The following is a 13,279-nucleotide window of genomic DNA, read 5'->3' on the forward strand; positions in this document are numbered from 1 at the left end:
GCCCTCAGCCAGAGCCAGCCGGGAACCGCCATGCTTCGAGCCATTTCATCAGGCCTTGTCATTTACTTGGCCGGTATCCTCGCCGCGCTGGCCGACGGCGATGCAGCACTTGGCAAGAAAGTGTTCTACCGCTGCATGGCCTGTCACGAGGCGGCAAGCGACCGCGACAAGGTCGGCCCGCATCTCCTCGGTATCGTCGGCCGGACCGCCGGCACCGCCCAGAACTTCAACTATTCGCAGGCCATGAAGGACGCCGGCGCGGCCGGCCTCGTTTGGGACGAAGCCAACCTCAAAGCCTATCTCGGCGCTCCCAAGCTGAAAGTACCCGGCAACAGGATGGGCTTCTCCGGCCTGAGCAGCGACGAGGACATCGCCAACGTCATCGCCTATCTGAAGGCCGATCCGAAGCCTTGAACGGCGCGATGCGTAGCGTGATGGCGACGGCTTCCGCCAGCTGTCTCGCGCTTGCAACTCATTGAGCCCTCTGTCGAATTCAGCACACCCACACTGTCCGAGATCGACTTCTTCGCAGCCGTCAAAGTTCAATGACAATTGAACAATACTTGGCCGGCTGGTTAATCACGCCATGACCCCGCCTTCATTGCCTTTCAAGACGACCAGGCATTTTTTTGTTTTCGGGGCGGGTCTTGTCTTGCGTCTTTCAATCCCCTGATACCCCACATATATTCGCCGCTGTTCGCAGCCAGCGACCGGAAGCCGAAGCGGGAGGCCCCTATGGCGACATTGCAGAATTTCGATGCCGAAATTGCCAAGACCAGGCAGGTCGTGCAGGACATGCGCTCCAAGATCGAGCAGTCGGGCACGGTGCTTGATACGCTGGCCACCGCCGACAAGAAGATCGGCGACGCCAATTTCGACATCGAGAATGCCCGCATCGAGGACGTGCTGAAGCAGCAGAAGGTGATGGAAGGCAACATTGCCGACCTGATCATCGGGCTGGAAGACGCCACCAACGTCTTCGGCACCGAATTCGAGAGCATGAAGAACTACACCGGCTGGGAAAGCTTCGTCGGCGTCTTCTCGGCGCAACGCAAGCAGCGCATGCGCACCGACCGCGTCCGCAACATGTCGCTGGCCGGCAATCTGCAGGAGCTTCTGGTCAAGTCCGACACCATCGTCGGCATCCTGAAAGCGCAGAAAGAGGTCCTCGACCAGCGCTACAAGACCTCGGAAAACAGCCTGTCGCAGGTGATCGAGCGCCGCAAGGTCACCATGACCAACCTCGAGGCGGTGCAGAAGCGCATCGAGGAGGTCAATCCGCTGCTGCTCGACATCGAAAACAAGATCGCCGCTTCTACCAGTCAGAAGGAGCGCACGCAGCTTGAGGGCGAGCGCTCGAAACTGGCGACCGAATACAATGAAAAGCAAGCCAAGGAGCAGGAGCTTCTGGCCGAGAGCCAGACGCTGGAACGCTACACCTCGATGTTCCAGACCTTCGTCGATTCGCTCAACAATCAGATCGCAGCCCAGTCGACGCTTATCAACAAGCTGACCATCGATACGGAGCAGCGCATCGTGCTCTACAAGGCACTGGAAGATTCCTTGAAGACCGCCGCCCAGCAGGATGTCGCCCACAAGATCAACACGCTGGGCAGCCAGGTCGACAACACCGCCGAAGAGACCATGGCCGGCATTGGCGCCGCCTCGCAAAAGCACATCGGCGATCTCCTCGAAATGCACGAGAAGAACATGGTCGCCAGCTCCGACATCCAGCGCCGCAAGAAGCTCGCCGACGACGCCTTCGCCCGCCGTTTCGACGACGTGATGAAGAAGCACAATTCGGCCAACTACGTGCAGTCGTAAGGAGCGGCTGCACGCGGGCACACCGGCATGACTCCCGAAAACGAAGCGGCGGCGCGCTATTTTTCCGCCATCACGGCGGCACTCAGCGGCCTTGAAGTGTTCATGCGCGACGACCGCTCGCCGCTTTACCGGCACGGCATCGTCGCCAAGATTGTCGCCGAATACATTGCCCGGCTGGACAAATCGTTTTCCTGCTGGCGCAACCGGCTCGGCTTCATGGACACGTTCCGCATTTCGCGCGCCGACAGCGGCTATCCCGTCTTCCAGAACCTGCTCGAACTGGAAAACGACCGCCGCCAGGCCGAGGCGCGGCTGGCCAACATTCCGCTGGCCGGCGAATTGCGCGAGGAAATGGCCGACTTCATCCTGCGCCACAAGGAATTCCCCGAAGCGCTGCAGAAGTCGATGGCCGAGCGGCTCTATCTCGAGGACGTCAAGAGCGAACAGACTTTTGGCCCGTTCTCGCTGGCGCAGACGGCCAAGGTCTCGGTCAATCCAAAGACCGGGCGTCCCTATTACCTCGTGCACTGGGCGAGCTTCGACGGCAGCGCCAACCTGCCGCTCGTCTACATGGTGACGGTGGAGGATTCTTCCGAAAGCATGATCCGGCAGCTCGTTGACAGCAACGGCAAGCTCAATGAACGGGTCGACATCCCGCTGCCGGTGGACGGCCTGCTCAACCCCGAACTCGCCCATCGCTTCGACGATTTCACCGAGAAGAATTCCGCCTACACGCTTTCGCCCGCAACGATTGCGGTCAATCTCGACAAGGATTTCGAGCCGCTGCACCCTAAGCAGCTGCGCCGCGTCGTGCTCGGCCCCTTTTATTCCGCAGGCATTACGGACAACAATTCGACCGTGACCGAGGTGCTGGCCAAGGTGCGCAAACCGGAAAATGCCTGGCTGCTCACCTGGACCATCCAGGAGGTCTACTCCAAGGGCGAGAAACCCGGCCGCAAGGGCCTGTTTTCGAGCGAGAAGACCACGCAGGAATTCTTTATCAACACCGACGATCTCGAAGCCGCGCGCCAGGGTGTGTCGAGCTACGAGAACCACGCCCTGATCCCGCACGAAGCCTATCAAGCACTCTACGCCGCCGGCGAAGCTCAAAAGATCTTTTCCGGCTACAAGGTCCATATTCTGTCCAACGGACAGGTGATCAGCGATGTGTGAGGTGGCATTTTTGGTGGGCCTGACAATCTCCGGGGCGCGGTCAGGGGCAGAAGGCGATTGTGATCGAAACGGATAACCTTGCTTCCCGCAGTAATGAATCGCCCTACCGGGTTCTCGCTTGGTGGGATGTCGATATGCATATCGGTGCTTACAAGAAGCACAAACTGACCGCCCGACCATTGCGTAACCTTGAGCGCCTTCTCGGACACCGGGTTCACGTTGAAAGTCGGTGGCGTCATCGAGGATTACCGGATGGGGTGCGGAAGCTTGAAGCTTTCAATTATATCGATGTTGCAGACCCGGCGCTTGCCGCGTTTTTTGTTCTTCAACAAATTTCCGGCTTATCCGAATGGTTTTCCGGGTTCGGCTACAGACCGGTTACTTCGCGGTCTGAAGATGAAAATACAGACGGTGACACGATCTGTACTTTCTATTGGTACGAATTGGATCAATATGAAGCATACCGTCACATTCGATCCGGAGGCGTCATGCTCGTTCTGGTCGAAAAATTACCTGTCCGAACACGTAATTCATCCCGTCCGATCATTGGAATAAGACAGAGTCGGCAACCAAGATATAGCTACAATGTAAAAATCGTGATTCAGTTCTTTTGCGGCAATAGACAAAAGCTTGTCGAATATCACTGGCCAAGATTGATGAAAAGATATGCATTTGAGCCAGAAGACCGTGTTGAATTCGGACCGCCATCTAACAACGGAAAACCGAATCAGATTTGCGTTAGCGCGATGTTAGCGGACCTAACTGAGTACCAGGCTGTCGCTTATTGTCTTGCACGGACTGAGCGTTGCCGTTTCAAGCTTGGAGGGCCGGGAGAGGCCATCTTTCAAGCCGAACGCTTTCCCGATCACGAACCCTTTGACGGGATGTTTTCAATTTTGCTCACGCGAGGGCAGGCACAAGAGTGAGTCGCGAGGAGGATTGATACGATGGACACCGGCCTGACCACCATCCCGGAAGCCGCAATCGAAAAGCACCGCGCCACGGCGCAGAGCTTCATCACCCGCGTCGTGGTTCTGGAAGACCCTGCGCGCGAATCCGGCACAGCACTTGCCGGCACCAATCGCCGCTTTGTCTCGACAGTCTCGGTCGGCTCGGTGCGCCGTACCCGCGAGGTCGAGCTTACCAAGACCGTCGCCGCGATCCATCCCGACGACCAGTTGATGAGCATCCCGCAGCACACGCTGCTGTTCCGCGCCCGCCGCGGCCTGGCGATAGCGCTCGCCATCTCCGACGTCTTCGCCGAGGGCTCCGACCTCGAAAGCCTCCAGGCCAAGAACACCCGTGCGCCTCTTGAGGGCGATGAGGCGGCGACCTTCAAGAAGCTTCTGTCAGCCTCTGCTTACGTTTCGGCCTTCAGCCTTGCCTCCTATCTGTTCCAGCTGATCGACAGCGATGGCGAGGCGCCCAACGATATCCCCGAACCCGACTTCCTGTTCGACACGCCGCAGGACGCGGTGAAGTCGATCGTCGCCGGTCTCGACAAGGCGATTGCGGACTCCAAGGACGATGGCGACCTGACGACGCGCGCGCGAGCTTTTGCACGGGTCGCCATTGATGGGCTGCTGGCCCGCAAAGGCCGCTTCGACGGCATCGGTCCGTTCGAGAACGCCCACATCCGCATCGACGCCGACGATTTCACCCTCGACGGCTTCGACGTCGCGCCCGGCAAGCGTTCGAAACCGCTGGTGATGACCTTCAAGAAGCCCGAAGAGGTCGTCGGCAACCACATCGCCAAATACCAGTCGGTTAAGCTCGCCAAGATGCTGATGGCCTATGATTTCGAGCGCGAGCTGAACCCGTTCGTCGAGCTCGGCGGCTTCCTCTTCACCTTCATCGGCGATGGCGCGCCGGGCACCGGCAAGACGACGCTGATCCAGATGATCGCCGGCCTCGTCAACAATTATTGCCAGGTTGCCGGCTATCCCTTCGCCTATGAGAATTTCGGCGTCGACCAGATCTCGTCCTACCAAGGCAAATCCGGCCAGAATTGCCGCCAGTTCATCAACAATGTCTTGAACCCACGTGTCATCGGTTTCGGCACCGTCGACGACATCGACCAGGTGGCGGCCCGCCGCTCCGACGACCGCGCCTCGGCCGGCCAACAGGAAATCACCGGCGTCTTGATGGACGCCTTTGCCGGCGCCGGCACGGTGGTGCGCGGCAATTGCTCGTTCGGCATGTTTTCCAACTATCCCGAAAATGTCGACGATGCGCTGCGCCAGCGCGCCGGGGCCCGCTGGCTGGTCGACGGCCCACAGAGCCGCGACGACTATATCGACATCTTCGTCCTGCTTGCCGGCAAGAACCACAAGATCCCACTCGGCGACCACAAGCTCTACGCCGCGCAGGAGATCCAGCGCGCGGTGACCGAAGCCTATGAGAAGCACGAGAAGCCTCAGGAAGACGGGCTGATGAAGGTCTATGAGCGCTACATGAAGGAGAATGGCGCGCCGAAATCGATGGCCGACATCGGCACCTATCTGCACCTGATCAAGGATGCCGAGCCGCGCTTCACCGGCCGAGCCATCAAGAACGTCACCGACGCCATCAAGATGCGCGCCATGGACATCGAGCTGCCCGACGACTGGTTCGAGAAGCCGGAAGCCTTCATGCACAAGGGCTACGACGAGAAGAAAGCCATGATCGAGGAACTGCGTGGGCCGTTCTCGATGGACATGGTCATGCAGGAGATCAACCGCTACGCCGACTCGGAGTTCCGCTATTCCGACAAATCCGACGACGCCGCGGTGGAGAAGCTGCTGCGCGACGCACGCCTGCGCGAACGGGCGGGGCGCGAGATGGAGGAGATGAAGAAGAAGGGGCTGTGGAATGCGTGAGCTTCCTTCGCTGCCCGCGGGTGCTGAAAGGTTTGGCGCTAACGCTGACGCCCCCCTCTCCCCGTCCTTCACGGGGCGAGGGCAAGGGTGAGGGGCGGCGCATGCGTGGACCAGAGATCGCTACGACCATACTGGCAGCTATCGAACAGCGCCTCAATCGGCACATCCGGACCAATGATCTTCGATTTATTGCCGCCAAAGGCCATGGGGAGACATGTCCTTGAATGCTAGCGCTGCCCCTCACCCTTGCCCTCTCCCCGTGCAGAACGGGGAGAGGGAGGCGTCAGCGTTGGCGCTTCGCCACAACAGGCAACGCCACTCGGAACGTTCTGCATGAGCCACGCCAAAAAGCCCGACCTTCTCCGCGACAATGAGCTGATCTACGGCCGCTTGCTCACCGTCGACGAGCCGCACCTCATCCAGCGTTACAACAAGGCGCTTGTCGCCTTCGGCCTCAAACCGACCAAGCTGAAGAGCTTCCAGATCGACCGCACCGGCTTCTCGCCCGAAGTGGCCGAGGAATGCGGCGATTACGATTATCTCGACCCCAACGAGGTCAACCGCCGCTTCATCATCCTGACGCCGTCGCAGATCGATCTGCCGGTGGTGCACACCGCCTTTTCCAACACCTCGCAGCTGATGTTCGAGTTCATGTCCAAGAACCAGCGCGCCATCGATGCGCTGACGATCAAGGATGTCATCTACGGGGAGATCGAGGATTCCGTTCCCCTGGTCAACGACATCGAGGATCTGCTGTCGATCAGCCAGGTCGAGTTCAGGGTGCTTTCGGCCGAGGACGTGCTGGGCAAGGCCGCCGAACTCGGCAAGCTGGTCGACCGGCTGAAGCAGGAGCCCGATGCCTGGCGCGACAACACCATGCTGAGCCGTATGGTGGAGCTGGCGAAGGTCTGCGGCGATATCCGTGAGAATGCGCTGGTGCCCGACCAGGTGATCTTCCGCCACAACGCCTACTGGACCAGCCATTTCGGCGGCGTCTACGTCTTCGTCGATCCTGATATGACCACCGTCATCGGCGACCCGGCCGCCCCCGGCTTTCGCCGTTCGCGGCCCTGGCAGGTCAGCTATCTCTCGATCAACGATGCCGACAAGGTGTTCAAGTTCCTGGCCAGCACCGGCCGCATCGAATTGCCGCGCGCGTCATGGGTCGAAAGCTCGGGCTATCTCGAGCATCGCGCCGAGATGGTGGTGCGCTCTCTCATCCGCGACACAGAGCCGAACCGCAATTTGACCGAGGTCGACAAGGTCTGGCTGCAGACCTGGATCCATGGCCATGCCGATCTGATCACCAAGGACGGCAATTTCCCCTTTCTCAACGCCGCCAAGCGTGAGATCGCCCAGCTCGGCCATCTCAAGATCGAGGATGTGTTTCCGCAACAGCGCTTCCTGGTCGTGCGTGGCAAGCCCGACCATCCCGACGCCTGGCTGACCAACCAGCTGATCTCGGATTTCGTGCCGCAGGACTTTGTCTCGCGTTACGTCTTCAACAAGCCGGGCTTCTACAAGGACTATGACGGCTACAGCGACGCCTGGCGGTCGCATGTTGTGGACGTTCTGAAAACCACATATTTGAAAGACAAAGTGGCGTTTCGCACGCGCCTTTACGGCCTGACTGACTGAGGGGTGAACGAGAGCCATGCTTGATCCGATCGTGAATTTCTTCACCCGCATCTTCCAATGGATCGGCCGCGGCATCGGCCTCGTCATCGGCGCGATCCTGTGGCCGTTCCTCTGGGCTGGGCGCTGGTATACGCAGCGCGGCTGGATCCTGAAGGCTGTGGTCGGCCTCGCGCTTCTGGTATTGATCGGCCTCTACGCCAATTTCTTCTACGCCACCCAGTGGTGGAACAAGTTCGATCCCAACTACGTCGACAAATACACCTTCGAGAACCGCAACATTTCCGCCGGCGAACAGGTCGCCGCCGGCGCCGGCACCGACACCGCCAAGACCTGCGGCAATTCGGGCATCGCCCAGGTGGCGGCCGACCTGACGGACTTCAACGTCAACCAGAATGCCTGGATCTCGTCGATGATCCTCTACAAACTCGGCCTGTTCGGCATCGACTGGGACAACACGCCGTTCATGGACAACAAGGCCTCGTTCCAGCGCGGCATCAACCAGGCGGTGCGGCGTACCGCCACCGAGCTTGCCGACAATCTCGGCCGTGTTCGCACCACATCGCAGATCGACGGCGACCTGCAGGATGCGCGCGGCAATCTGCAGTTCGACGAGGAGACCTGGTATTTCGGCCTCAACCCGTTCGGCCCCAAGACGCCGACGCCGAGCTATTATCGCGATGCCGTCACCAAGCTACGCTCCTTCAACGCCCGCCTCGGCAGCTGCCAGGCGACGTTCGATGCCCGCGCCGACAATCTGAAGCAGTATATCGACCGCATCTCCTCCGACATCGGTTCCACCTCCGCGATCCTCAAGGAGCGCGCCGAAAACCATAACAATGGCTGGTTCGACTTCCGCGCCGACGACCGCTTCTGGTTCGCCTATGGCCAGCTCTATGCCTATTACGGCCTGATGAAGGGCGCCCAGGCCGACTTCGAGGACGTCATCAAGGAAAAGCATCTCGGCAATCTGTGGGACACGATGGATGCGCAATTCGTCTCGGCCCTGCGCATCCAGCCCTTCATCATCGCCAATGGCCGCGAGGATGGCTGGATCATGCCGACGCACCTGACGACGATGGGTTTCTACGTGCTTCGCGTGCGCTCCAACATGGTCGAGATCAGCAACGTCCTGACTCAGTAGCGTCCACAGCTTTCCCGGCGAGCGATGGCGAATTTGCGCCGTCGCCTCTGTCGCATTCCGTGCATTGGGCGGCTGTTTTGAGACGGCGGAACGTCGCGTCCTCTGGCTTCTATACGGCGCGGCAACGGAGCCAGGAAGAACCGGCGACAGGTCGGCCGGCCGCGGAGACACTTTCTTCATAGGAAACATAGTTGCATGCAAGTTGACGCCGCGGGAGCGACAGGGTTAGAACATGCCCGCGCCCTGGTTCAACATGCCTGCGAGTGAGATCAAACCCGTCCCCTCCACCGTCCAATCCGAAGGAAAGCCGTCATGGCCGAAGTGAAGTCCGACATCGAGATCGCGCGCGGCGCCAAGAAAAAGCAGATCCAGGAGATCGGCGCCAAGATCGGCATCCCGACCGAGCACCTTTTGCCCTACGGCCACGACAAGGCGAAGATTTCGGCCGAATTCATCAAATCGGTGAAGGGCAACAAGGACGGCAAGCTGATCCTCGTCACCGCCATCAACCCGACGCCGGCCGGCGAAGGCAAGACGACCACCACCGTCGGCCTCGGTGATGGCCTCAACCGCATCGGCAAGAAGGCGATCGTCTGCATCCGCGAGGCTTCGCTCGGCCCGAATTTCGGCGTCAAGGGCGGTGCCGCCGGCGGCGGCTACGCGCAGGTCGTGCCGATGGAGGACATGAACCTCCACTTCACCGGCGACTTCCACGCCATCACCACGGCGCACAATCTTCTGTCGGCGCTGATCGACAACCACATCTACTGGGGCAATGAGCTCGGCATCGACACCCGCCGCGTCGCCTGGCGCCGCGTCATGGACATGAACGACCGGGCGCTGCGCGAAATCATCTGCTCGCTCGGCGGCGTCGCCAACGGTTATCCGCGCGAGGCAGGCTTCGACATCACCGTCGCCTCTGAAGTGATGGCTATCCTGTGCCTGTCCACCGACCTCAAGGATCTGGAAAAGCGCCTCGGCGACATCATCGTCGCCTACCGCCGCGACAAGACGCCGGTCTATGCCCGCGACCTCAAGGCCGACGGCGCCATGGCGGTGCTGCTGAAGGACGCCATGCAGCCAAACCTGGTGCAGACGCTGGAGAACAACCCTGCCTTCGTGCATGGCGGCCCGTTCGCCAACATCGCGCATGGCTGCAACTCGGTGGTCGCCACCACCACGGCGCTGAAGCTCGCCGACTACGTCGTCACCGAAGCCGGCTTCGGCGCCGACCTCGGAGCCGAAAAATTCTTCGACATCAAGTGCCGCAAGGCGGGTTTGAAGCCGGCGGCTGCCGTCATCGTCGCCACCGTGCGCGCCATGAAGATGAATGGCGGCGTCAAGAAGGAAGACCTCGGCAAGGAAAACATCGAGGCAGTCAAGAAGGGCTGCCTCAATCTGGGCCGCCACATCGAGAATGTGAAACAGTTCGGCGTGCCTGCGATCGTGGCGATCAATCATTTCACCACCGATACCGAGGTGGAAATCCAGGCGATGAAGGATTTCGTCGCCTCGCTCGGCGCCGAGGCGATCCTGTGCAAGCATTGGGCCAATGGCTCTGCCGGCATTGAGGAGTTGGCGCGCAAGGTCGTCGAGATCGCCGAATCCGGCGCCTCGCAGTTCGCGCCGCTCTATCCCGACGCAATGCCGCTGTTCGAGAAGATCAACACCATCGTCCAGCGCATCTATCGCGGCGACGAGGCGATCGCCGACAAGTCGGTGCGCGACCAGCTGCATGCCTGGGAGCAGGCCGGCTACGGGCACCTGCCGGTCTGCATGGCCAAGACCCAATATTCCTTCTCGACCGACCCGAACCTGCGCGGCGCGCCGACCGGGCACACCGTGCCGGTGCGCGAGGTCAGGCTTTCGGCGGGCGCCGGCTTCGTCGTCGTCATCTGCGGCGAGGTCATGACCATGCCCGGCCTGCCCAAGGCGCCGTCCTCGGAAAAAATCTTCCTCAACGAGGCCGGCCAGATCGAAGGCCTGTTCTGAGATTTGTCTCGACAACCAAGGGCGCCGCAGCCATGCGGCGCCCTTTTGCTTGCCGGGCTTCTCACGCCACTGTCGAGGACCCGAACTTCTTGATCCCGGCGACCGACATGCTGACGAACTGGTCGAGAATGGTGAAGAAGATATCCAGACTGAACCCAAACAGGAAGGAGAAGGTGAAGAGGCTGAAGCCTATTCCCGAAGCCTCCTCTCCAAGCTTGGTGCCCGGTGCTACAAACCAGGCAAGCACCATGCCGGCCAGCGCCCCCAGTGCGATCCTGTGGATCAGCCGCGACAGCGGTGGATTGGGCAGCAGCGGATTGAGGATCATCCGCATGTGAAACATGATGGCTCCGAGCGCGCCGTAGAAGGCCGGGAGTATCCACAAGGCATATGGGCTGAGAACCTCGTCCAGCGTCTTTATCTGCGCGGTCAGCGTGTAGATCGAGTTCGGCGCGATCGTGATCACTCCGTCGCACTGCAGGCTGCGCGTTGCCTCGTCGAAATCGGCATTCACGTCCGTCACTTTTTCCGAAGACGTACCTTCAAGATTGTTCGGGTTTTTCTTTTCGGTGTTTATCTGCGCGCAATAGGCATCCGGCTGATTGGGGAGCTCCTTGAGCTTGTCTGGAGGCGTGGATTTACTCACCCCCAGCGGCTGGTCACAGAACTGGTCTATGGCACCTTGCTGGGAATACTGAGCCTGGCCCGCCGCTACGCCATCTGCCGTGGAGGTTGAATAAAGTTTGCAGTACATCCATTGCATTCCCCAGATCGGGAATTGCGCGTCCTCAGTCATGAACCCTTGCGCTCTTCTCACCAGGGAGGAAAAGCGCTGGTCGAGAGCGTGAAGGCTATCTTCCGAATTGTAATAGGCGTCCTTCAGAAGCGTCAGATCCGTGGTCGAAGCCTGCTCGGACGATGCCGAGCTCAGTTGTTTCTTCGTCGCCCAAACCTGGCGTATCGCCTGTCCGAACCGTGCGCTGAAATCATTGTTGTCGATTTCTATGAGTTCGGAGTTTATCGCGACTCCCTTGTTGTAAATGTACGTCAATCTTCCGGTTACAACCATGAAAAGCACGGAAAGAGCCACGAGAAAGTACGTCGCCAGCGCGGTCTTGCGCGACATGTCACCGGGCGACCAGCCCGATCGCAGTGCCGCCAGGGTGGCAAATGGCACGGTGCCGGAACAATCGTTGAAAACCGTCTGAAGATTGACGACCTCAGGCTGGCTGGCCGTCGCATCGTCGAGCTTTTCGGCATTGCCGATGGCGGCAAACAGGGAACTGTCCTTGAACACACCGTAGCGGCCGTAGTTGGCGACCAGCTTGGCGTCCGCGATGAGTCCAGAAACGAGAGGGTCGGCCGGTGTCGTCGTCATCGTGAAATCCCCCCGCCTGACGACTACCCTAGATAGCCCGGCACATAGCCGTATTGCGACGGGCACCCGCACGGATATCCGGGCGGGCCGGGCGGCTGCGCCCAGCACCAGAAGGATTGAGTGAAGCAGATCGTCCCCGGCGCGTGCGAAGGGACCTGGGCGAAAGCGGGCCATGGCAAGAGTGCCGCGGCACCAGCCAAGGCGAGAACGACTGTAGTTTGTGCAATTCGCGCTTTCACTTGTTTCTCCCGGGGAAGTCTACCCCGTCCCACCCCTTGATCCAGATATACCGTTCCTCGGAGAGAGGCCTTCGTCTGTGAAAGACTTCACTCTGTTCTCCAGTTCCCCATCCTGAGATAGAGCCGGATCTGAGTTTCTTGCGTTTGGCCGGCTCATCATCCCGAAAGTGAATGGGCCCAGCCGAAAAGACTTCCAAACGAGGCCACGCCCCGGTGTTCGTGATCAGGAACGCCAAGGGGCGCCGCAGACTGCGGCGCCCCTGTTCCTTCGCGGCAATTTGCCTATGCAGCGTTGCGCGCCAGCGCGCGCTGGTTGGACGCATAGGGCGTGTCGCGTTCGGGCAAAGCACCGGTCTTCAGGCAATCGATCCATTCGGCGGTCTTGAGCACGGCCGCAAAGCGCGACTGCAGGATGATGGACACCACGCGGTGGATCTCCTCGGCCGAGGCGTAGCCGGCGCTGTTGGCGTAAGGCAGCGAACCGGTGGCGTCGGACAGGAACTCGACCGCAAAGCCGACATGCGCGGCGTGGATGATGGTCGACAGGTCGCAATTATGCGTCATGTAGCCGATCACCGTTATCGTATCGATGGTATTGGCGCGCAGCCACGCCTCGAGGTCGGTGCCGGCAAAGGCGCTAGGCAGTGACTTCTCGACATAGTGGTCGCGGCTTCGCCGGGCGATCTCGGGATGCAGGTCGCCGCCATGGCTGCCCTTGGCGAAGACTGGCGAGGTCTCGGGCGCCATCTGCTTGACGACCACCACCTTCACGCCGGCCGCAGCGGCGGCATCCATAGCGCGCGCGACATTGACGACGCTGTCGCGGAACGGTGGATACTGGATGGCGAGGTTGCCGCCATCATAATCATTCTGGACATCGATAACGATGAGTGCGCGGCGCGGCGTGATATTGGCGGACATGGTGTTCTCCTTCGGGCTTGAATGGGACAGGTCGAAAATAGACGGATCGCCCGACTGCCAAAAGTGGCCCGATTGACATCATTCGAAAGAATTGGGACAATTCGCTTTTCGCTTG

11 protein-coding genes are annotated in these 13,279 nt (G+C 60.2%); 8 read left to right on the top strand and 3 right to left on the bottom strand.

What is annotated here, in order from left to right:
* Positions 1-30: 30 nt before the first annotated feature.
* The 5 genes from NKJ80_RS11440 (at position 31) to NKJ80_RS11460 (ending at position 5,855) form a co-directional block, all read left to right on the top strand.
* The gene (locus NKJ80_RS11440; RefSeq protein ID WP_023669991.1) at positions 31-414 is read left to right on the top strand and encodes a c-type cytochrome; all 384 of its coding nucleotides are present in this window, start codon (positions 31-33) and stop codon (positions 412-414) included.
* A gap of 321 nt (positions 415-735) precedes the next feature.
* Positions 736-1,824 (top strand): hypothetical protein, encoded by a 1,089-nt coding sequence (locus NKJ80_RS11445; RefSeq protein WP_023669990.1) that lies wholly within the window; start codon positions 736-738, stop codon positions 1,822-1,824.
* Positions 1,825-1,851: 27 nt separating this feature from the next.
* Positions 1,852-2,997 carry a hypothetical protein gene (locus NKJ80_RS11450; protein WP_023683666.1) on the top strand — a complete coding sequence of 382 codons (1,146 nt, stop codon included), beginning with the start codon at positions 1,852-1,854 and terminating at the stop codon, positions 2,995-2,997.
* Between the two features lie 59 nt (positions 2,998-3,056).
* Positions 3,057-3,923: a hypothetical protein gene (locus tag NKJ80_RS11455; protein ID WP_352497582.1), complete on the top strand. Its 867-nt coding sequence runs from the start codon at positions 3,057-3,059 to the stop codon at positions 3,921-3,923.
* Positions 3,924-3,944: 21 nt separating this feature from the next.
* Entirely contained in the window at positions 3,945-5,855 is a 1,911-nt protein-coding gene (locus NKJ80_RS11460) for an ATP-binding protein (RefSeq protein ID WP_352497583.1), read from the top strand.
* A 68-nt stretch (positions 5,856-5,923) separates the two neighbouring features.
* Here the strand turns inward: NKJ80_RS11460 and NKJ80_RS11465 are convergent, their stop codons facing one another.
* Complete coding sequence (locus NKJ80_RS11465; protein ID WP_023686163.1) at positions 5,924-6,061, bottom strand: hypothetical protein; 138 nt, start codon at positions 6,059-6,061, stop codon at positions 5,924-5,926.
* 127 nt (positions 6,062-6,188) lie between these two features.
* Here NKJ80_RS11465 and NKJ80_RS11470 point away from each other — a divergent pair, with 127 nt between their 5' ends.
* From NKJ80_RS11470 to NKJ80_RS11480, 3 genes are all read left to right on the top strand, one after another.
* A complete protein-coding gene (locus tag NKJ80_RS11470; RefSeq protein WP_023744273.1) occupies positions 6,189-7,493 on the top strand; it encodes a DUF6638 family protein in 1,305 nt (434 codons plus the stop codon).
* Positions 7,494-7,509: 16 nt separating this feature from the next.
* Positions 7,510-8,634 carry a DUF2333 family protein gene (locus NKJ80_RS11475; RefSeq protein ID WP_023686165.1) on the top strand — a complete coding sequence of 375 codons (1,125 nt, stop codon included), beginning with the start codon at positions 7,510-7,512 and terminating at the stop codon, positions 8,632-8,634.
* Positions 8,635-8,946: 312 nt separating this feature from the next.
* Complete coding sequence (locus tag NKJ80_RS11480) at positions 8,947-10,626, top strand: formate--tetrahydrofolate ligase (protein WP_023683662.1); 1,680 nt, start codon at positions 8,947-8,949, stop codon at positions 10,624-10,626.
* Positions 10,627-10,687: 61 nt separating this feature from the next.
* Here NKJ80_RS11480 and NKJ80_RS11485 read toward each other — a convergent pair whose 3' ends face one another.
* Both NKJ80_RS11485 and NKJ80_RS11490 read right to left on the bottom strand, forming a co-directional pair.
* Complete coding sequence (locus NKJ80_RS11485; protein WP_352497584.1) at positions 10,688-12,004, bottom strand: hypothetical protein; 1,317 nt, start codon at positions 12,002-12,004, stop codon at positions 10,688-10,690.
* A 521-nt stretch (positions 12,005-12,525) separates the two neighbouring features.
* A complete protein-coding gene (locus NKJ80_RS11490) occupies positions 12,526-13,164 on the bottom strand; it encodes a cysteine hydrolase family protein (protein ID WP_352497585.1) in 639 nt (212 codons plus the stop codon).
* Between the last annotated feature and the right edge of the window lie 115 nt (positions 13,165-13,279).

The sequence above is a fragment of the Mesorhizobium sp. M0030 genome, from assembly GCF_040323695.1.
Taxonomy (GTDB): Bacteria; Pseudomonadota; Alphaproteobacteria; order Rhizobiales; family Rhizobiaceae; genus Mesorhizobium.

What these genes read in the sequence shown, in the direction of transcription:
- NKJ80_RS11445 (WP_023669990.1), top strand. Translation starts at nt 736, where the DNA reads ATGGCGACATTGCAGAATTTCGATGCCGAAATTGCCAAGACCAGGCAG.
- NKJ80_RS11490 (WP_352497585.1), bottom strand. Translation starts at nt 13,164, where the DNA reads ATGTCCGCCAATATCACGCCGCGCCGCGCACTCATCGTTATCGATGTC.
- NKJ80_RS11485 (WP_352497584.1), bottom strand. Translation starts at nt 12,004, where the DNA reads ATGACGACGACACCGGCCGACCCTCTCGTTTCTGGACTCATCGCGGAC.
- NKJ80_RS11465 (WP_023686163.1), bottom strand. Translation starts at nt 6,061, where the DNA reads ATGGCCTTTGGCGGCAATAAATCGAAGATCATTGGTCCGGATGTGCCG.
- NKJ80_RS11480 (WP_023683662.1), top strand. Translation starts at nt 8,947, where the DNA reads ATGGCCGAAGTGAAGTCCGACATCGAGATCGCGCGCGGCGCCAAGAAA.
- NKJ80_RS11475 (WP_023686165.1), top strand. Translation starts at nt 7,510, where the DNA reads ATGCTTGATCCGATCGTGAATTTCTTCACCCGCATCTTCCAATGGATC.
- NKJ80_RS11440 (WP_023669991.1), top strand. Translation starts at nt 31, where the DNA reads ATGCTTCGAGCCATTTCATCAGGCCTTGTCATTTACTTGGCCGGTATC.
- NKJ80_RS11470 (WP_023744273.1), top strand. Translation starts at nt 6,189, where the DNA reads ATGAGCCACGCCAAAAAGCCCGACCTTCTCCGCGACAATGAGCTGATC.
- NKJ80_RS11450 (WP_023683666.1), top strand. Translation starts at nt 1,852, where the DNA reads ATGACTCCCGAAAACGAAGCGGCGGCGCGCTATTTTTCCGCCATCACG.
- NKJ80_RS11460 (WP_352497583.1), top strand. Translation starts at nt 3,945, where the DNA reads ATGGACACCGGCCTGACCACCATCCCGGAAGCCGCAATCGAAAAGCAC.